The 18,527-nt window shown below is 40.8% G+C and carries 19 protein-coding genes; 12 read left to right on the forward strand and 7 right to left on the reverse strand.

All coding sequences use genetic code 11. The annotated features are described in order from the left end of the window. Nucleotides 1–13 precede the first annotated feature (13 nt). The 6 genes from ACKWCF_RS02605 to ACKWCF_RS02630 all read left to right on the forward strand — a co-directional run bounded on the left by ACKWCF_RS02605 (nucleotide 14) and on the right by ACKWCF_RS02630 (nucleotide 5,864). A complete protein-coding gene (locus tag ACKWCF_RS02605; protein WP_409479140.1) occupies nucleotides 14–2,182 on the forward strand; it encodes a CFI-box-CTERM domain-containing protein in 2,169 nt (722 codons plus the stop codon). Nucleotides 2,183–2,369: 187 nt separating this feature from the next. Continuing rightward, complete coding sequence (gene truA / locus ACKWCF_RS02610; RefSeq protein ID WP_409479141.1) at nucleotides 2,370–3,167, forward strand: tRNA pseudouridine(38-40) synthase TruA; 798 nt, start codon at nucleotides 2,370–2,372, stop codon at nucleotides 3,165–3,167. A 27-nt stretch (nucleotides 3,168–3,194) separates the two neighbouring features. Beyond that, nucleotides 3,195–3,638, forward strand: a complete 444-nt coding sequence (gene rplM, locus ACKWCF_RS02615; RefSeq protein WP_409479142.1) for a 50S ribosomal protein L13 — start codon at nucleotides 3,195–3,197, stop codon at nucleotides 3,636–3,638. A 14-nt stretch (nucleotides 3,639–3,652) separates the two neighbouring features. Next, nucleotides 3,653–4,051 carry a 30S ribosomal protein S9 gene (gene rpsI / locus ACKWCF_RS02620; RefSeq protein WP_409479143.1) on the forward strand — a complete coding sequence of 133 codons (399 nt, stop codon included), beginning with the start codon at nucleotides 3,653–3,655 and terminating at the stop codon, nucleotides 4,049–4,051. Nucleotides 4,052–4,751: 700 nt separating this feature from the next. Next, the gene (locus ACKWCF_RS02625; protein WP_409479144.1) at nucleotides 4,752–5,072 is read left to right on the forward strand and encodes a helix-turn-helix domain-containing protein; all 321 of its coding nucleotides are present in this window, start codon (nucleotides 4,752–4,754) and stop codon (nucleotides 5,070–5,072) included. A gap of 228 nt (nucleotides 5,073–5,300) precedes the next feature. Further along, entirely contained in the window at nucleotides 5,301–5,864 is a 564-nt protein-coding gene (locus ACKWCF_RS02630; protein ID WP_409479145.1) for a hypothetical protein, read from the forward strand. A 9-nt stretch (nucleotides 5,865–5,873) separates the two neighbouring features. On the opposite strand, the gene ACKWCF_RS02635 is transcribed toward ACKWCF_RS02630, so the two are convergent. The 4 genes from ACKWCF_RS02635 to ACKWCF_RS02650 all read right to left on the reverse strand — a co-directional run bounded on the left by ACKWCF_RS02635 (nucleotide 5,874) and on the right by ACKWCF_RS02650 (nucleotide 11,001). Next, nucleotides 5,874–6,665, reverse strand: a complete 792-nt coding sequence (locus ACKWCF_RS02635; RefSeq protein ID WP_409479146.1) for an SdrD B-like domain-containing protein — start codon at nucleotides 6,663–6,665, stop codon at nucleotides 5,874–5,876. A 156-nt stretch (nucleotides 6,666–6,821) separates the two neighbouring features. Next, nucleotides 6,822–7,607, reverse strand: coding sequence for an SdrD B-like domain-containing protein (locus tag ACKWCF_RS02640; protein WP_409479147.1), 786 nt, complete (start codon nucleotides 7,605–7,607; stop codon nucleotides 6,822–6,824). Between the two features lie 129 nt (nucleotides 7,608–7,736). Further along, nucleotides 7,737–10,484, reverse strand: coding sequence for an alanine--tRNA ligase (gene alaS / locus ACKWCF_RS02645; RefSeq protein WP_409480241.1), 2,748 nt, complete (start codon nucleotides 10,482–10,484; stop codon nucleotides 7,737–7,739). Beyond that, complete coding sequence (locus ACKWCF_RS02650; RefSeq protein ID WP_409479148.1) at nucleotides 10,471–11,001, reverse strand: hypothetical protein; 531 nt, start codon at nucleotides 10,999–11,001, stop codon at nucleotides 10,471–10,473. The genes alaS and ACKWCF_RS02650 overlap by 14 nt, the downstream gene beginning before the upstream one ends. A 65-nt stretch (nucleotides 11,002–11,066) precedes the next feature. On the opposite strand from ACKWCF_RS02650, the gene ACKWCF_RS02655 reads away from it, so the two are divergent. Both ACKWCF_RS02655 and ACKWCF_RS02660 read left to right on the forward strand, forming a co-directional pair. Then, complete coding sequence (locus tag ACKWCF_RS02655) at nucleotides 11,067–12,269, forward strand: hypothetical protein (protein WP_409479149.1); 1,203 nt, start codon at nucleotides 11,067–11,069, stop codon at nucleotides 12,267–12,269. A gap of 37 nt (nucleotides 12,270–12,306) precedes the next feature. Then, nucleotides 12,307–13,245, forward strand: a complete 939-nt coding sequence (locus ACKWCF_RS02660; protein ID WP_409479150.1) for an SPFH domain-containing protein — start codon at nucleotides 12,307–12,309, stop codon at nucleotides 13,243–13,245. 79 nt (nucleotides 13,246–13,324) lie between these two features. Here the strand turns inward: ACKWCF_RS02660 and ACKWCF_RS02665 are convergent, their stop codons facing one another. Further along, nucleotides 13,325–13,645 (reverse strand): TRL-like family protein, encoded by a 321-nt coding sequence (locus ACKWCF_RS02665; RefSeq protein ID WP_409479151.1) that lies wholly within the window; start codon nucleotides 13,643–13,645, stop codon nucleotides 13,325–13,327. 219 nt (nucleotides 13,646–13,864) lie between these two features. Here ACKWCF_RS02665 and ACKWCF_RS02670 point away from each other — a divergent pair, with 219 nt between their 5' ends. From ACKWCF_RS02670 to recA, 4 genes are all read left to right on the forward strand, one after another. Beyond that, nucleotides 13,865–14,827, forward strand: coding sequence for a SprT-like domain-containing protein (locus ACKWCF_RS02670; protein WP_409479152.1), 963 nt, complete (start codon nucleotides 13,865–13,867; stop codon nucleotides 14,825–14,827). A gap of 40 nt (nucleotides 14,828–14,867) precedes the next feature. Then, nucleotides 14,868–15,350: a phosphatidylglycerophosphatase A gene (locus ACKWCF_RS02675; RefSeq protein ID WP_409479153.1), complete on the forward strand. Its 483-nt coding sequence runs from the start codon at nucleotides 14,868–14,870 to the stop codon at nucleotides 15,348–15,350. Nucleotides 15,351–15,437: 87 nt separating this feature from the next. Continuing rightward, nucleotides 15,438–15,989 carry a CinA family protein gene (locus ACKWCF_RS02680; protein ID WP_409479154.1) on the forward strand — a complete coding sequence of 184 codons (552 nt, stop codon included), beginning with the start codon at nucleotides 15,438–15,440 and terminating at the stop codon, nucleotides 15,987–15,989. Nucleotides 15,990–16,037: 48 nt separating this feature from the next. After that, nucleotides 16,038–17,210, forward strand: a complete 1,173-nt coding sequence (recA, locus tag ACKWCF_RS02685; RefSeq protein WP_409479155.1) for a recombinase RecA — start codon at nucleotides 16,038–16,040, stop codon at nucleotides 17,208–17,210. Nucleotides 17,211–17,367: 157 nt separating this feature from the next. On the opposite strand, the gene ACKWCF_RS02690 is transcribed toward recA, so the two are convergent. Next, nucleotides 17,368–17,928: a hypothetical protein gene (locus ACKWCF_RS02690; RefSeq protein ID WP_409479156.1), complete on the reverse strand. Its 561-nt coding sequence runs from the start codon at nucleotides 17,926–17,928 to the stop codon at nucleotides 17,368–17,370. A gap of 2 nt (nucleotides 17,929–17,930) precedes the next feature. Continuing rightward, entirely contained in the window at nucleotides 17,931–18,419 is a 489-nt protein-coding gene (locus tag ACKWCF_RS02695) for a glutathione peroxidase (protein WP_409479157.1), read from the reverse strand. Between the last annotated feature and the right edge of the window lie 108 nt (nucleotides 18,420–18,527).

The raw sequence follows: 18,527 nt of genomic DNA on the forward strand, positions 1-18,527 counted from the left end.
CAATATTTAGGTGATGTTGCAGCGTAGTTTAATTCTATCCATTTTGTTATTTTTCTCGGCAGTTCAGGCCGCTGATTTTACTATCATTAGTGCAAGTGGTGGAAGCTTCACTGAAACTGATGAATCTGGTGGAGTTTCTCTTTATGGTGGTATTGCAGGAACTTGCGCAAGCCCATCGACAGGCAGCACTTGTAATACCTGCACTAATACGGCAACTCCAGCGGTGGGTTGTAATCCGGCAAGTGTTCATTCGACTTTACAAATTGGCATTACGATTACAACAGGTGCAGCGGTCACAAACCGCGCGGTCAAGGTTTACACGGGTACAAGTGGTTTTGACAGTGCTGTTCAAATCGGAACTAACGGAACACTTACAGCGGCTGCGAGTGCCACAGTGACAGTACCAGTGACATTTGACTGGGGTGATGTTTGTGATGCCGATAGTAACTTCGATGGGGTTTGTAATCCTGCATCGACACCGACCACAGGTTTATCGTTTGATTCAAGCCGCAAAATTTTTGTCGGCATTGATGCCGATGGCGATGGTATGGAAGAAAGTGAAACGACTTCTTTTCCGATTTATTTACATCATATCGATACGACTCAAGCAGCGATTAACCAACAAGCGGTGTGTGCTTCGCAAGATAATACAAAGTTTGGCGCCTGTGGCTTTATTTTAGATGTCGGTGGTGACGAAAAATTATTTATGCGCGATCTGATCTTGTCATCGTCAACACCATTGGTGCCATCGGGAGCGCCTGAGTGGTACGGGGTTGTTTTCTTCTCACAAGACCAAACAGGGCAAGCATTAAGCCCCGCGAATGTTTCGACAGCAAGCAGTGATCCGATTATTAAAGCGTATGATACAACAGATTACAGTATTGATGCGACTTTGGATGGTTTTGAAAATTATCACGATTACTGCCTGATCATGGGTAATATCAATAAAGCTCAGAATATTTTTTATTTAACCACTGGGGGAACTGCCGCTGAAAACTGTGGGCAGCCCTCAGAGGTTGTAGGTTTACTGGATGATAAAAGCTGTTTTATTTCAACAGCAGCTTTTGGCTCTGATATGGCGAAAGAAGTTGAAACGTTCAGACAATTTCGTAACCACTTTTTAATTCCCTACGATTTTGGCCGTGAGTTTGTAAAAGCGTATTACGAATACTCTCCACCAGCGGCTAACTTTATCGCGCAATCTGAAGTGTTAAGATTTGCGGCGCGTGTGATGTTATATCCGTTTTATTTCTTTTCATTATTAAGTCTTAAATTTGGTTTCTTGTACGCTCTTTTAGGATTAGTGATGACAATTTTATTCTTACGCCAAATGAAGTTTTTTGTTCAGCTCTGGAAAACGTTTGGTGTAAGTAACCGCAACCGTTTAAAAATTTTCTTAGTGTTATTTTCGATCGCGTTTTTAGCTCAAACGCGGGCGTATGCGCAGTTATTTCCGAATGAAAAAAAGGTTCAGAAGCCAGGCGCACAAGCTGACGGGCTAGTAAAAATTGATAAAGACGGTGTTTACATCTATAAACCAGAACCGCAAAACGTAAAACACTCAAGCCATGTGCGTTTAGGTATGGTTTCAAACCCTGATGTTGAATCAGAAGTATGTGACGAGAATGATCAAAACTGCCAGACAATCACATTCGACGATATTTACTCGGGCGCTTCAGGAATGGGTTTTGAATATGTTTACGAAAACTTTTTCTTTACTGATAACGGCGTAAATTTCGGAAAACTGGGGCTGCAATTAGGTGTATCGATCAGCTACGCCCAAGGGCAAGGCCGCTTAGTTTCAGATTTAAATACTGAATCGGTTGAATCGTATTCTTTTTTAACGGTTCCGGTTTTTGCTGGCGGTATTTATCGTTTTGAATATCGTGACCGCCAAATTTTAGTTCCCTATTTCGGTGGTGGCGGTGTGTACACGGTGCTGGCTGAAAAACGTGAAGATAAATCAGAACTAAAAGGTATCGGAGCTCCCGGCTTTTATGCTTTTGGCGGCGGTTTATTAAATCTTTCAGCGATCGACCGCGATTTAGGGTCTGAATTTGAAACTGAATACGATATCAAAAACTTATGGTTAAGCGTTGAGTACAAATTTCTTAGCGTCAGTTCGGAAGCTTTTTCCCTTGAAAACGGCTACGTTCAAGCCGGTATGGGTTTTGATTTTTAGTTTAATCTCGGGGCCGAACTTCTGGTTTTGATCAGCCTCCGGCTGACCCTTTTTTCTTTTGTTGATCTACTTCCAGTAGACCTTTTTCTAAAGTGGGCCGACCTCCCAGTCGGCCTTAGTGCTCTTATCGTGGACTTTTTTATAATAATTTTGGACTTACGGGGTTCTTTATAATAAACCCTCTCGCATGCCGAGAATTAGATTTACTGTCAGTTATGATGGGACCGACTTTTGTGGTTGGCAACGTCAGACGGCGACTCATGAAAATAACACGAAACCCAGTGTTTCTCAGACGATCACTAATGCGTTAGAGAAAGTGTTTTGCCATGACGTTTATCTGAATGCTTCGGGAAGAACTGATGCCGGTGTCCACGCTCTAAATCAGGTCTGCCACTTCGATACAACATGGTCTGAAGAGAAGTTAAAAAACTTCAATTTAGCTCGAGCGGTAGAACATAAACTTCCTGAATCTATCGTTGTGAAAAAAGCATGGCTTGCTCCCGATGATTTTCACGCAACAATTTCGGCAGATAAGAAAACCTATCGCTATTTAATTCTGAACCAACCTCAACCGAGCGCGATTAATGCACGGACGATGAGTTGGATGAGAAAGCCGATGGATTTAGACTATTTAAATGAGTGTTCGAAGTATTTTATTGGCGAACATGACTTTAAAAGCTTCCAATCTGTAGGCACTGAAGTGGCTCATACGGTCAGAACTATCCATTCTGCGCACTGGAATTGGCGCAACCCTAAGGTTGCACAATTTACAATCACAGGCTCTGGATTCCTGAAACAAATGGTCAGAAATATCGTGGGAACGCAATTATTGGCATTTCGCAAGGATTGGAAGCCAGAAACTATGCAGGAAATCCTCATGGCGCAGGACCGTCGCAAGGCCGGTCCACCAGCTGAAGCCCGGGGTCTATATTTAATGCGAGTTTTCTATCCTCAAGACCTTGACAACAGGTGCCGTCAACTTTAAAACACTCATTCTATCTTTGGAGAAAAAATGAAAACTTGGAACGCAAAAACTGAAGAAACTGATCGTCAATGGTTCATCGTAGACGCATCTGGTTTAAGATTAGGTCGCTTAGCGACTCACGTAGCGAACATCCTACGTGGTAAAAACTTACCTACATTCACACCAAATCAAGACGCTGGTGGTTTTGTTGTTGTTATTAACTCTGACAAAATCGAAATGACAGGTAACAAATGGAACACAAAAAAGTACTACAGACACTCTCGCTTTTTTGGTTCATTAAAAGAAAAATCTGCAGAAATCATGAGACAAGATAATTCTCAATTCATCATTGAAGACGCAGTAAAAGGTATGTTACCAGTTAACAAACTTTCAAAAACATTAATTACTAAATTAAAAGTATACCCAGGTGCTGAGCATCCTCATGCTGCTCAAAAACCTCAAGCTTACACTGTAAAAGTTAAGAACAAATAAGAAGGTAAATGAATATGGCAGCAGCTGAAAAATTATTTTACGCAACTGGAAGAAGAAAAACGAGTTCAGCTCGTGTTTACTTAAAACCAGGTAAAGGCAAAGTAACTATCAACGGTAAAACGTCTGATAACTATTTAACTCGTTTACAATCTCGTATGGTTATCATGCAACCAATCGAACTATTAGGCCAAGCAGGTAAATTTGATTTACGCGTTATGGTTTCTGGTGGTGGTGAATCTGGTCAAGCGGGTGCTATCCGTCACGGTGTTACTCGTGCATTAATCGCTTTCAATCCTGAATTCAAAGGCGAGCTTAAAAAAGCTGGCTTCGTTACTCGTGACCCTCGTATGGTTGAGCGTAAAAAATACGGTATCCGTGGTGCTCGTCGTAGAGGTCAATACTCAAAACGTTAATCGTTACGAGTATACTCAATACAGAAAGACATTCCAAAGATGGTTTTCTCAAAACCCACTCGAAAGAGTGGGTTTTTTGTTTTGGGCTCCTGCCCAAAACCCCTCCGCCTTACGGCTCCGGGGCTGCCGGCCTCTGGCCTACGCGCAAAAATAGCATCCTGCTATTTTTGTGTTTTCTCTCCTTCAAAAAAAATTCCTATCTGGTGTGGTCTGGATCTGTGTCATTTTTCGTGTCATTAATATATAAATACGAATCTATTTAACCACTCTTTGACATTAAGAAAATGTTAAACAAATTTAGTTTACTTACTTTTTTAAACTCTGATTTGCTACTTTTTGTTGTTAAAAGACCCTCCCGAAAAAGGAGGGTGATTTCTGAGTTCTTAACATAATATTTGGCCTGTTAAGATGTGACTCAATGTGAGATTTTCCCGTCAAAGGTCCAGTTTTGACATAATTTCATATCTGTTTCCGGCGTAATCGAATTAAATGCGTCCCGCGGTAAGTTTGCGGAAACATTGAGCATTTTTAGAGCCGAGATTTCAACAAAACTCTGTGTAGAAAACTTAACAGGTTTTTGACAATAATGCTTTATTAAATGAACCCTTGTTGCTAAACTGTATTCAAGTAACAGGTCAAGCCACGGAATTTTCCTGTAGGTTAGATTTTATTTAGGAAAAGTTACTTGAAGGAGAGCGCAATGCTAACAACAGAAAGAACAAATCAGATAGAGATCCTTGCAAAGTTCTTAAAAGAAAAACGCGTACAATCCGGCTTATCGCAAAAGGACGTTGCTGAAAAATTAGGCTACTCAACTTCTCAATTTATTTCGAACTGGGAAAGAGGTATTTCACATCCTCCGTTAAATACCCTAAGAAGCTTATCTCAGCTTTACAAAATCAACCCAGAAGAGATGTTTGAAGTTTTATTGAAAGCGACAGTAGCTCAGGTTGAAGTAGACCTTAAAAAGAAATTCTATGCCTCTGCAAGCACAGGCACAGAAGCTTCTCACAGCGGTTAATCCGAAGTAGGCGTAAAGCCGTAATAATAGAGACCCGGACTTCGGTCCGGACTCTTAAAAGCAAAAATTCTCTATCACATTTTATAACTCCCTCAAGAACCGGTTTTGTAACCAACACTTTGAGGGAGTTATTTTTTTTCGTTTTTGTCTCTGAAAAAAGTACCTTTTTCCCATTTAGATACGTCTTACTTGTGCCGATAAGAAGACTGGGTGAAAAGGGGCTTTAAAATGAAAACTAAATACATCGTTTTTTTGGTTCTAGTTTTATTGTTCTCTTATCAAAACTGTTCACGCAGTAATTTCGCCGACGAAGGTTCGCAGCAACTTGATAACAAAGTTGAAGGCCAAAGTTTAGCTGACCTGCAAGTGCAGCAATTAAAATTTTTCACCGAACAAAATTCAGAAATGCAAAAAGGCTCACATAAGTTTTATGTGAAGACGAAATTGAATTACGTTTTAGATCCTGAATCAGGTGTGCTAGCTGAGCATGATGAGGCGAGTGGAGATTTAAAGACGTACTGTTTATCTCAGGAATTATTAGTTGATGTGCGTTCGATTCTTTCGCGCTCGTCAGTGTGCCGGGGTGGCCCTTCAGCAACTGAAGCCTGCGCACAAGTGATTCAAGAACCTTATGCTGAAGTGGTTACTTCAAATGACGTGATTCAATTAGGTTCAGCTTCTGATGCCTGTGGATCTAATAAGGTTGATCTTTGTGAAGATCAACCTAGCGCCTTACGAGGCTGGATTGATACAGTTCGTAGCCAGTTACCACAGCTAGGTTGCGGCCAATAGCCAAAAAAATTACTGACAAATAGGAACGCCGGCTTTTCCGTCGTTGAATCTATTAAGCTCATTGGCAAGCTTAAGCATTTTTTTACCTTCAACGGTTGTTGCATCGATAAAATTATTATTTCCCAGTGGCATCGATAATCCAGCTAATGCGGTATCGGCATTGGTTACGGTAGCGGCGATGGCTGTGCCGCTGGCTGTGGCCATGATGTTTGTTTTTGTGATAATCAGTTGCTGTCCTAAAGTTAATAAAGCATTGCCGTTGATGGGCATTGTTAAGAGTGAAATTAATTGCGGAGAATTGTATTTATTTGTACCCAGCGTGATTGTTGTTGGGTCTTGCACTAAAAATTTAAACAGCAGCTGACCTTGGGGTGTGCCTGTCCATCCTGCGAATGAGCGAGTGCAGCCAAGATCCGTATCTAAGCGGGGTCTGTTGCCAATAGATATCATGACGGCAGCGTTTATTTCTGAAACTTCAATTTCTTGGCACTGGGCGGTTGTCGTTACCCATTTTGAATCTGCAGGAAAGACCTCACACACCAGATATTTTTGGAAAGGCAAATCTGCAAATGAAAATAGGCCTTCGCCATTGGTCAAATCAGCCATGCGAACGGCTGTGCCATCTAAGTTTTTTAAAACCACTGTAAAGCCCGGTAAGCCACCTTCACTGTCATCAGCGCCGTTGCTGTTCACATCATGAAAGACGTAGCCTTGAACTGATCCAGTCGTTGCAGCGTACGATTTAACTGACGTTAATGTTAATAAGAGAACCGATACGATTTTAAGACTTAATGATTGCATGGGATATTTGTTCCTTTCCTTGGGCAAATAGCTCGGAACCACTCGTCAATGCCAGCGTTATGCCAAGGGTAATGGTCATCCCATAACTTATTGAACGTAAAGATGGGGAATAAAGTCTCTTTTATTCCCCATTTCGAAAAACTTATTTTCTGAAAACTAGTTACAGTGAGGCACTCCGGTTTCACCTTTATTATATTTATCTAAATCAGAAGCTAAGCTAGTCATCGTCATTCCTAACGGCGATGCCGGAGAAACCACAGCGCCACCTGCAATCGGTGGGATAATTAACGCACCAATCGCCGCGTCTGCACTGTTAATTGTGGCCAGAATCGGCGCACTGCTCGCGCCATTTAAAATATTTAATTTCGCCGCAATTAACTGATGCGCTAAATTGATGATGGCATTGCCGCCAACTGGCGCATCAAGAATACTGTCTAATTGTATGGCTGTGTAACCATGGCCACCCAAAGCTAGAGTTGTTGGTGGTGGAAAGAAGGCTTTCACTAAAGCTTGGCCTTGCGGGCTGCTGCCCCAGAAGCCTTGCGTGCGTGTACAACCTTTATCTTCATCAGGTTTACGTTTGTTACCGAAGATAACCATGTCGCTTGAATCTTTTGGTGTTAATTCAATTTCTACACATTGCGGAGTCGTTGGTGTCCAAGGCGAGTTAATCCCTAGAACTTCGCAGACAATATATTCTTGAAATGGAAGATTGGTGAAATCATAACGGCCCATAGCATCTGTAACATCAGACATTTGAACGCCGTTACCTTGAATGGAAATAGTGATTCCACCTAAGCGCGGCTCGCCATTATCAACACCGTTACCGTTAAGGTCATTGAACTTGTAACCATGCACTGTGCCCCAAGGTGCTGCTTGCGCAAAGGCTGTGGCAAAAACAAGAAACAGGATGGTAAAAAATTTGTTAACTAAAGATTGCATGAGATTTTTTCCTTTCATTTCCGAAGAATTTTTTTAAGAAACCCTCGGAAATGCCAGCTCTATGCCAATCGTCATAGAGCTCTCATGCGAATGTAGAAAACAGACGGGGAATTAAGTCCTATTTAAGAATTATTTAATTCCCAATTTAGTGTACACAACTTGGTTCGCTTCTTTGATCTTAGAACGATCAGGAACCGCACCTTGCGCGAAGTCAGGACGTCCGCCACCTTTACCACCAAGCACTTGGGCGAAATCTTTTAATAAAGTTCCCGCTTGGTACTGCGATGTTAAATCTTTAGTGACAGAGATAATCACCGGATGAGTGGCTTCGCCAGAACCCATCACGATCACCACGCCTTTTTGGATTTTATTTTTTAACTGATCGTTAATTTGCGAAAGCACTTCGCGATCATCTAAAGCAAGATCGGCAAAAACGTATTTTGCATCGCCCGCAAATGTTTGCGCTGTTTTGGCGATTTCATCCACGTTAATTTGGCCAGATTGAGCTTTTTTGATTTGTTTTTGTAAATCTTTAACTTCTTCTTTTTTAGCTTCAATCCATTCAACGATCGATTTATCAGAAGCTAAGCCAGTAGCTTGTCGCGCTTGTTTAACTTCTTCCGTATTTTTCATAAATAACTCAATCACCGCATCACCAGTGATCGCTTCAATACGGCGAACCCCAGCACTTACGCCTGATTCAGAAGTGATTTTAAAAGCTCTGATTTCAGCTGTGTTGTGAACGTGCGTACCACCGCATAATTCGATCGAGAATGGTTTTTCATTCGCTGCTAACACAGGTTGACCCATAGTTAATACACGAACCTCATCACCGTATTTTTCACCGAATAACGCCATTGCGCCTTTGTCGATGGCAGCTTTGTGCCCCATGTTTTCAACTTTAACCGTGTGAGCATGAGAAATCTCAGTGTTCACTAACTCTTCGATCTTTTTAATTTCTTCTGCAGTTAATGGTTTGTTGTGAGTAAAGTCGAAACGTGTTTTTGAGCTATCAACTAATGAACCTGCTTGAGTTACGTGCGTACCTAAAACGATTCTTAATGCTGAATGCATTAAGTGAGTTGCGGAGTGGTTGCTTGCTGTTTGACGACGCTCTTTAGATTCAACGTGCGCGTTAACAGTTTCATTTAATTTTAATTCACCAGTGATCACTTCGATTTGGTGTAAGAAGACCGAACCTTGTTTTACGCAGTCGTGAACTTTAGCATCGACGTTCGTTGATAATAATAAACCATGATCACCAACTTGACCTCCACCTTCAGCATAGAATGGAGTTGTATCTAAAATTGCGTACCCAGTTTCGCCAGCTTTAAGTGACGCTACTTCTTTTGAACCATTCGAAAGAGCAATCACTTTTGATTTTGCAACTAAGTGGTCATAACCAATAAATTTCGTTGGTTGAGAAGAATGTTTTTGACCGAATTCGATCACATGCTTTTCATCAGCTTGAAGTGACTTCGCTTTCCAAGATGATTTCGCTTTTTCTTTTGAAGCTTGCATCACTTTTTCAAAACCAGCTTCATCTACCGCAAATCCTAATTCAGCAGCCATTAACGCTGTTAAATCCACCGGAAATCCGTACGTGTCGTAAAGTTTGAAAATCGTCTCGCCAGAAATCGTTTTGCTGTTAGCCGCTTTTAATTTTTTGATCTCGTCGTGAAAGATCACAGTACCGTTATCTAATGTTTGTAAGAAACGGGCTTCTTCATCGCGGATCGTTGATAAAATAGCGTCTTTGCGTTGTTTTAATTCTGGGTAGAAATCACCCATCGCCACGATTAACGCTTCAGCCATCGGAAGTAACAAAGATTTTTCAGTTGAAATCTTACGGCCGTAACGGATCGCACGACGCATGATACGACGTAATACATAACCACGGCCTTCGTTTGAAGGAAGAGCACCGTCAGCTAATAAAAACGAAGTTGAACGGCAGTGATCAGCTAATACGCGAACCGCTGTTAAGTCTTCGAATTTTTGTTTTTGTTCAGTGGATAAAGCGGCACCTGAATTTAACGTTTTAATGTTGGCGCGTTCCCACTTCATCATTTCATTGTAATCGAGTTTTGAATTCGCTTTTGCTAAACCTGTTTTGATAATTTCTTGGAATAAATCTGTGTTGTAGTTATTCCAGCAATCTTGAACCGCGGCTGTTAAACGTTCAAAACCAGAACCTGTATCTACAGATGGTTTTGGAAGTGGAGTCATTTGACCTGGAGCTGTTTCTTCAAATTGCATGAATACTAGATTCCAGATTTCTACGTAACGGTCTTCACCAGCTTTGATAGATTCAAAGGGATCAGCGATTTTTCCGAAGTCTGGGCCGTGATCGTAGAAAATTTCAGAACATGGACCGCACGGGCCTACATCGCCCATTCTCCAGAAGTTATCTTTTTCGCCTAAACGGAAGATGCGATCTTTAGGTACACCTTCTTGTTTGTGCCAGATATCAGCGGCCTCATCGTCATCTAAGAAAACTGTGACGTATAATTTATCTTTAGGAATTTTTAATTCTACAGTTAGAAATTCCCAAGCGTAGTGAATCGCATCTTTTTTGAAGTAATCACCGAAAGAAAAGTTACCTAACATTTCAAAGAATGTGTGGTGACGGGCTGTGAAACCAACGTTATCTAAGTCATTGTGTTTACCACCGGCGCGTACACATTTTTGCGATGTTACGGCTTTTGTGTAATCACGTTTTTCTAAACCTAAGAAACAGTTTTTAAACTGATTCATGCCGGCGTTTGTGAAAAGTAATGTCGGATCGTTCTCAGGAATTAAGCTTGAGCTTGCTACGTGAGTGTGGCCATTTTTTTTGAAATAGTTAACAAATGCATTTCTAACTTCAGTATTCTTCATCATAGTTGTCTACCTTACCTGTTTTAAAATAAGAATTATAGGCCTGACTTGCTGTGGAAAGGTTAAATCCACGTCCAGCGAGGAATCGAATGACCTTGGCTTTCTGTTTTTGCAGCTCTTTAAAGCCCAAACCCTGAAATTCGGTCTCATCCCACTTAACTTTTAGCAATTCTAAGGCTTTTTCAAGCTCGACCTCAGCTGAAATCTTAACGGATTTAAGACCTGCGGCTTTTAATTTTTGGTTGATGTAATTTTGCCCTTTTTTTCGACGGCCTAAGGCGCGTACGAATTGTTCGGTCATGTTTTCTTCGGTGGGAAACCACGACTGAACCGCGACCCATTCTAAAAGCTCTTTCATCAGCTGTGGCTCAAGACGTTTTTTTAATTTTTTCTCGATTTCTTTCAAAGTGTAATCGCGTGCGCCAAACATTTCCACCACGCGGTCTTTACCCTGGTTTAGGGTCAGCATGGGAGCAACGTAGTTAGGATCTAATTTTCGGGGTGGCAGGCGTCGCATGGAAATCAACTTTAGCGGGTTGGTCTAAAAGCTGCAATTGTTTGCTTGGTATAAGAGGTGATTTTATGACAAATGCCAAGCGTTTCACATTGAGACACTCAGTTCTAGCTGTATTGTTTTTGGCTCCTATGGCCAAGGCAACGGTCACCTGTGGAAGCTTATTTGGTACCAAAAATCCGCCTATTGCCTACGAACAAGTCAAGGTCGCTATTAGTTCTGACAAACTGACTAAATTAGCCCGCAGCAATGCTCCTCAGTCTTGGGCTTGGTTTAAAAAATATTCGGGTGATTTTGTTCCAGAAAATATTCTGAAATACGAAGGTATGATTGAAGGTGACCCGCATAACGGAAACTATGGCCCTACAGTGGTAAATGGTAAAGTGAAATGGCGTTCGCTTGATTACGATGATGCTGGTCGCGGACCGTATATTTTAGATTTTGCTAAGTTTTTAATTGCGACAAAAGCTGTCGATAGCGTGAAAAAAGTGAAAGCCAGCGATTTATGGGAACAATACCAACGCGGTATCGAAGGTAAAGAATATAAAAATCCTCCGAAACGTATTACTGAACTTTTAGAAATGTCGCCAGAGCAATTTCGCGATATGGAAGTGAAAAAAGCTTTAAAATTTTCTAACGGAGATCGTTTGATTAACGATGGCGAACGTTCGACAAAAATTACAGATAAAAAAATGCATAATCTTGTGATGGAAATTTTTAGAAGACATCTATCAGAAGGCTTAGAGGTTTTAGATGTCGGTGGCCGCGAAAAAGAAGGCGGCGGTTCAGGTTCTGTCAATGGCGAAGGTGGAGCCTTACGCTTTATCGGGTTAGTTAAAGGTAAAGACGGCCGCAATACACTTTACGAATTAAAACAAGATTTTGAGTCAGGTATTGAAAACTACCAACCGCAAGATGTTTCGCTGCAAGAGATTTTAAATTTTCATGTGATTGGTAAAGGCCAAACAGATGCGAACTATCAAGAAGTAAACGTGAATATCGATGGCGATAAACGTTTTGTCTTACGTCCGAAACCACTTTATTTTTATGACTACGCGAATAAGGCAAAAACCATGAGCCAACAAGAAGAATTTCAAGATTTAAGTCTTTATAATGCATGGTACAAAGGCCGCATGGTAAGTCAGCAAAAGAACGCAGGTTCTTATCTTAAAGCATTACAAGCTGATAAGAACGGCGAAATCTTTGAAGGTGTAAAAAGAATGACGTGGGAGTACTTAGAGTTTATCGAGAAATACTTGCCGGAAGAATAACTGCGGCCTAACATAAACACACTTTCAGGAGTGTGTTATGTTTGAAACATTAAGTTTCTCAACAATTATTATTGCTTTAATCGTTCTATCTTTTGTTGGCGGATTATTTGTAACCGTTAATCAAGGAACAGTGTCTGTTGTTACAATGTTCGGTAAATACCGCCGTATCATGTATCCAGGTTTAAATTTTAAAATTCCGTTTTTTGAAGTGATCTTTCGCCGTGTATCGATTCAAAATCAATCGGTTGAATTGCAATTCCAAGCGATCACCCAAGATCAGGCAAATGTAAATTTCAAAGCCTTATTACTTTATGCAGTTATTGATCAAACTGAAGCGACAATTAAAGATGTGGCGTTTAAATTCATCGACTTCGGTTCTTTAATGCAAACATTAAACAGAACAGTTGAAGGTTCAGTGCGCGGTTTCGTGGCTACTAAGCGCCAAAATGAAATTTTAGGTTTACGCAAAGATATCGTAAATGCGGTTAAGGCCCAGCTTGATGAAGATTTAAAATCTTGGGGTTACCACTTAATCGATATGCAATTAAATGACATCACTTTCGATGAAACAATCATGCAATCGATGGCACAAGTTGTGGCCTCTTCAAACTTAAGAGCCGCCGCTGAGAATGAAGCGCTAGCTTTATTAATCAAAAAAACCAAAGCGGCTGAAGCTGATGGTATGGCGATTAAAATTTCTGCTGAAGCTGAAAAAGAAGCTTCAAAACTTCGTGGTGAAGGTATTGCTTTATTCCGTGAAGAGGTTGCAAAAGGTATGGCTAAAGCGGCTGATGAAATGAAAAACGCCGGCTTAGACAGTTCATTTATTTTATTCTCGATGTGGACAGATGCGATCAAACACTTTGCTGAAAATGGTAAAGGTAATACGATCTTTTTAGATGGTTCGACAGATGGTTTAGAAAAAACGATGAAACAGATGACTTCGCTATCGCAGGTTAAAACGGGTAGAGCTTAGTTAGATTAAGAAAAGATAAAATCGAGACGGGCAGTCGTTGAAGTTTACTTGACCGCCCGCTCATGAAAATCAAAAAGAACTATTGAGCTTTCGCTCCGCCTTTATAACCGTAAGCTACTGTGCAGTACTTAGTGTAAACTACGATATTTGTGCTGTGTTGATCGATATGCGATACGATTGACATACCACCAGCTTTTGCAGCTTCAGCGACAGAAGCATCACCAGTTGCAAATAAACCGAACCAACCAGTTGCACAAGCTTCACCACGTAAAGGACCTTTAGGTAAGTGAGTTGTAGCCACCGGGCCTTGAACGTCAGCGTAAATTAAACCACCAACAGGTTGTACAGAAGCGCAACCGCATAATGATGCTAAAGCTAATAAAGCGATAATTTTTTTCATGTTGTTTCCTTTCGCGTGTCTTCGACACGACCCTAATGCAAATAAACTTGAATCAGTATGATTTCTAATCACTTTTTCGTCCAGCAATGAAGCCTTCAGGCTAGACCTTGGGCTGGAAGAAAAAGTATACTGCTGAAGATGCGTAACCATTTCGATTCCGAAAAACTAATTTTATTAGAACTTCGCCGTGAGTTTTTAGAAATTGCGAAAACTCGCAAAATGAAATTTCTTTTAGTGAATATTCAGCTCTTTGATTCGGCAACGAAGTGGGGTGAGTACGATCATTTAGCCCGCACAATTTCTCTTTCAAGAAATTTAGTGCAGAAGTTTTCGTGGGCGCATGTTTTGGGGGTCCTAAAACATGAAATGGCTCATCAATGGGTTTATGAGAATTACCCACAGGCCGATGTTTCAGCTCATGGAAAAGAATTTCACGAAGCCTGTGAAAAGTTAAAACTGCATAGCCAGTATCGTTCGACAAAAGTTGAACTTGCTTCTGAAAATCCTGATTTTTCTATCGAAGAAGTCGCAAATCCGTTGATTGAAAAAGTTAAAAAGCTGATGTCATTAGCCAGTTCTTCGAATGAGCACGAAGCCAGTCTTGCGGCCACGAAGGTGCGTGAGTTGTATTTAAAATATAATCTTGAACAAGCAGATCTTGGGCAAAAAAGTGATGTGGCTCATGTTCTGATTTCAACGGGCAAAAAAAGATTATCTTTAATTGAAAAGAAAATTATCTCGATGCTTGTCGAATTTTATTTCGTACAAGTGATTGTGGTTCACGAATTTAACGCAAAAACTGTAGAGCACTATCAAGCTTTAGAAGTGATTGGTTTAAAAGAGAACACTTTGATGGCTGAATATGTTTATCATTTCCTGCTGCGTGCCTGTAAGTCCTACCCAGGAACTTCTATGAAGCTGGGGTTACTTGATGGTTTTGCGCAAAAGCTGAAAGGCCAAGTGGTGAATCACCAGCCGCAAGAAAAAGCTTTAATAGTGCGTGCTGAAGCTGAGCTTGAAGATTATGTGCATGAGTATTTTCCGCGGCTACGTAGTTTACGTTCGTCTTCGCGCCAAATCTCTAGCAGTGATTACAATCATGGCGTTTCTCAAGGGCAAAAGCTTAATTTAAACAAACCTATCTCGGAGAAGCGCTCAGGATCTGTTAAACTCATCGGGTAATCGCTGGACGTAACGTTCGAGATAAGCAACACTTGAAAACATGAATCAAAAACTCGTTATTCAGCTCGCTACATTTTTCGGAGCCGGAAGATTGCCTAAATCTCCGGGCACATGGGGAACATTAGCGACAATTCCACTTTGGTATTTGCTCGCGCAATTGCATGCGATTCCTTATATGGTGGTTGTGTTACTTCTTTGTATTGCGGCGATTTTAATTGCTCAGGCTTACGAAAACTTCACACACACGCATGATTCAAAAGAAATTGTGATTGATGAAGTGGTTGGATTTTTAATTACGATGACTTGGCTTCCGATGACTTGGCAAAGTTTGGTCGCGGGATTTGTTTTGTTTCGCATCGTTGATATTGTAAAACCGCCTCCGATCAGACAACTTGATCAAAAAGTAAAAGGTGGTGTTGGTGTGGTGATCGATGATATTGCTGCTGGAATTGTGTGCAATATTATTCTTCAGATGGTTTATACCTACACGCCATGGCTTGGGGCGCAAACCCAGACCTTATAATAGTTTTGTTTAAAAAACCTCTTTACATATGTGTAAGTGATATGTAAGTTCATATGTAAGTTATATGAAAGTAATTACGGATTAAGCATGAAGACACTAACTAATGTGCAAATCGAAAATCTGAATTCTCGAGTGGAAAATGCCCTCGAAAAAGCTATTCAGGTTATTCGTGACAAGGGTTTGTTAGTGGGGTTTGCTGAGAGCTGTACCGGAGGACTTTTATCAAGTTCGTTGAGCCGAAAAGCTGGAGTTTCAGATATTTTCTGGGGTTCAGTTGTCAGCTACGCAAATGAAAGTAAAAGTACTTTTTTGGGTGTGCAAGAATCAGTTTTCAAACAGTTTGGAGCAGTAAGTTCTGAATGTGCGAAACAGATGGCTGAGGGATTGGCCGCACAAATCAAAAAGACAACATCGAAAGATGTGGTTACGGTGGCGGTCACGGGGATCGCAGGTCCGACAGGCGGAACAGAATTAAAGCCTGTAGGGACTGTGTTTTTCGCGGTAGCTGGTACGAAGATAGCAACTCAGATTTTTCATCACGAATTCGTAAATACTAATAATAAGACTTTGTCTCGCGAGGAGATTCAGGCTGCCGCGGCCGCGGTAGCTCTTGAACATCTGACCGAGACTTTAAAATAATTTTTTTAAAAAGATATTTTTAATACATATATATAAGAGAGGTATCACATGGCAAATCCACAAGATCAAAAAGCAGCTGGCGAAAAACTAAAAGCATTAGACTTAGCAGTATCAACTATCGAAAAACAATTCGGTAAAGGTTCGATCATGCGTTTAGGTAACGGTGATTCGTTACATAAAGACGTAGAAGTTATCTCTACGGGTTCATTATCATTAGACGTAGCTCTTGGTATCGGTGGTCTTCCAAAAGGCCGTATCATTGAAGTTTTCGGTCCAGAATCTTCTGGTAAAACAACTTTAGCCTTATCAACAATCGCACAAGCTCAGAAAAAAGGTGGCGTTGTTGCTTTCGTAGATGCAGAGCACGCATTAGATACAAACTACGCTCGTAAACTAGGTGTTAACGTTTCTGATTTATTAATTTCTCAACCAGACACTGGTGAACAAGCTTTAGAAATCACTGAAACTTTAGTTCGCTCTGGCGCCGTTGACGTATTAGTTGTCGATTCAGTTGCAGCACTAGTTCCACGCGCAGAGATCGAAGGCGAAATGGGTGATTCACACATGGGTCTTCAAGCTCGTTTAATGTCACAAGCATTACGTAAATTAACTGCGGCAATCTCTCGTTCAAACACATTAGTTATTTTCATCAACCAAATCCGTATGAAAATCGGTGTTATGTTCGGTAACCCTGAAACAACAACTGGCGGTAACGCTCTTAAATTCTACGCTTCTGTTCGTTTAGATGTACGTCGTGTGGGCGCTATCAAAAACGGTGAAGATGTAACTGGTAACAGAACAGCTGTTAAAGTTGTGAAAAACAAAATGGCTCCTCCGTTCACAAAAGTTGAATTCGACTTAATGTACGGTGAAGGTATTTCTGAAGAAGGCGATATCTTAGACTTAGCAGTAACAGCTAACATGGTTGAAAAATCAGGTGCATGGTACTCTTACAAAGGTGAACGTTTAGGCCAAGGCCGTGACCAAGCTAAAGAATACTTAAAAGCAAATCCAGCTGTTAAAACTGAATTACGCTCACAAATTTTAGCTAAAAACGGTATCGGAGCCTTATTATTAACTAATGATATGAACGATGCAGTAGCTGATGAAGATTCTGTTGAAATGGAATCTCCGAAAAAAGCTAAAAAAGCAAAAGGCGCAGCAGCTGAAGCCGAAGCTCCAGTAAAAGAAGCAAAAGCTGCTAAAGAAAAATTAAACTAAGAGTTTAATTTAAAATTCAGAGTAATGAAAAGCCTTGGTGATGAACCAGGGCTTTTTCTATTTTTATGGCTATTCGTAGGAGGCTTCGTGCCTGCTGAGAGCTCTGCTCTCAGACTCTCGCTTCTCCCGATCGTCCAGATCGGGAGAGAATGTTTTTTTATAGAGCAAAGCTGTAGCTGGCTTTAAGCTGGCCTTTAACTGATGCGTCCAAATTACATTGAGCATCACCGCACGGAACATCATAAGTGGCATTCGGTGGTCTAAAGATCTTATTCATCGCTGCTGATTCTAGATTTTCGATTAAGGTTTTTGTTAAAGCTTGGCCTTCAACTGTTGTTGGCGTGGCTTTTAATAACTCGATCGCTCTTTTAAAAGCTTGGTCTGCGGTAAATTCAGGTTGGCCTAAGTTTGAGTAAGTAAAACTATAGCCGTAATGGGCGCAACCGCCGGTTGTGAATTCAACTTTGACTTTGTCTTTTTTGAAAGTGGCTTTTTGAGTCAGAACTTTTTCTTTGTTATTGCGAACAACTTTTTTGATGATCAAAAAATCTTTTGATTTTTCATCTAAGGCTGATTTGGCATTCGGAAAATCATAAGTGCAATCATCAGCTTGTTGGGCCTGCGGTTGTGCTTGTGGCACTTCCGCAGCCGGAGACTTAGCAAAAGTTTGAGTAGCGAACAGACACACGACACACAAAGTTTTTGCTAAATTTTTCATAACTATTTACCTAACGCTTTCTTAATGGCTTCGTTGATATCTTTAGGTTCAGTGTTTGGCGCGAAACGTTCGATCACTTTACCATCTTTACCAACTAAAAATTTTGTGAAGTTCCATTTGATGGCTTCAGTGCCGAAAATTCCTGGAGCTTCTTCTTTTAAGTGTTTGTAAATGGGGTCAGCGTCTGAACCATTCACAGAAACTTTTCCTAAAACCGGAAATGTAACACCGTAATTCATTTCGCAGAAAGATTGAATTTCTTCATTTGTTCCTGGCTCTTGTGAACCGAATTGATTGCATGGAAAACCAAGAATTGTGAAATTTTCATTCTTATGTTCTTGATATAATGCTTCTAGCCCTTTGTACTGTGGAGTAAAGCCACATTTACTAGCGACGTTCACAACCAAAACAACTTTATCTTTATGTTGTGCTAAGTCATAGTCTTTGGCCTGGGCACTTTTCACTGTGAAATCAAAAAAACTTTTTTTCATATGATCCTCTCTTGCGGATAATTTGCATCTGAAGTTCTACTCTGACCAGTGTGATAGTTTGTACCTATCAGATGATCAAGTTCATCGAATGCTAAATGATTATTCCTA

The organism is Pseudobdellovibrio sp. HCB154 (assembly GCF_046267985.1).
Classification (GTDB): domain Bacteria; phylum Bdellovibrionota; class Bdellovibrionia; order Bdellovibrionales; family Bdellovibrionaceae; genus Pseudobdellovibrio.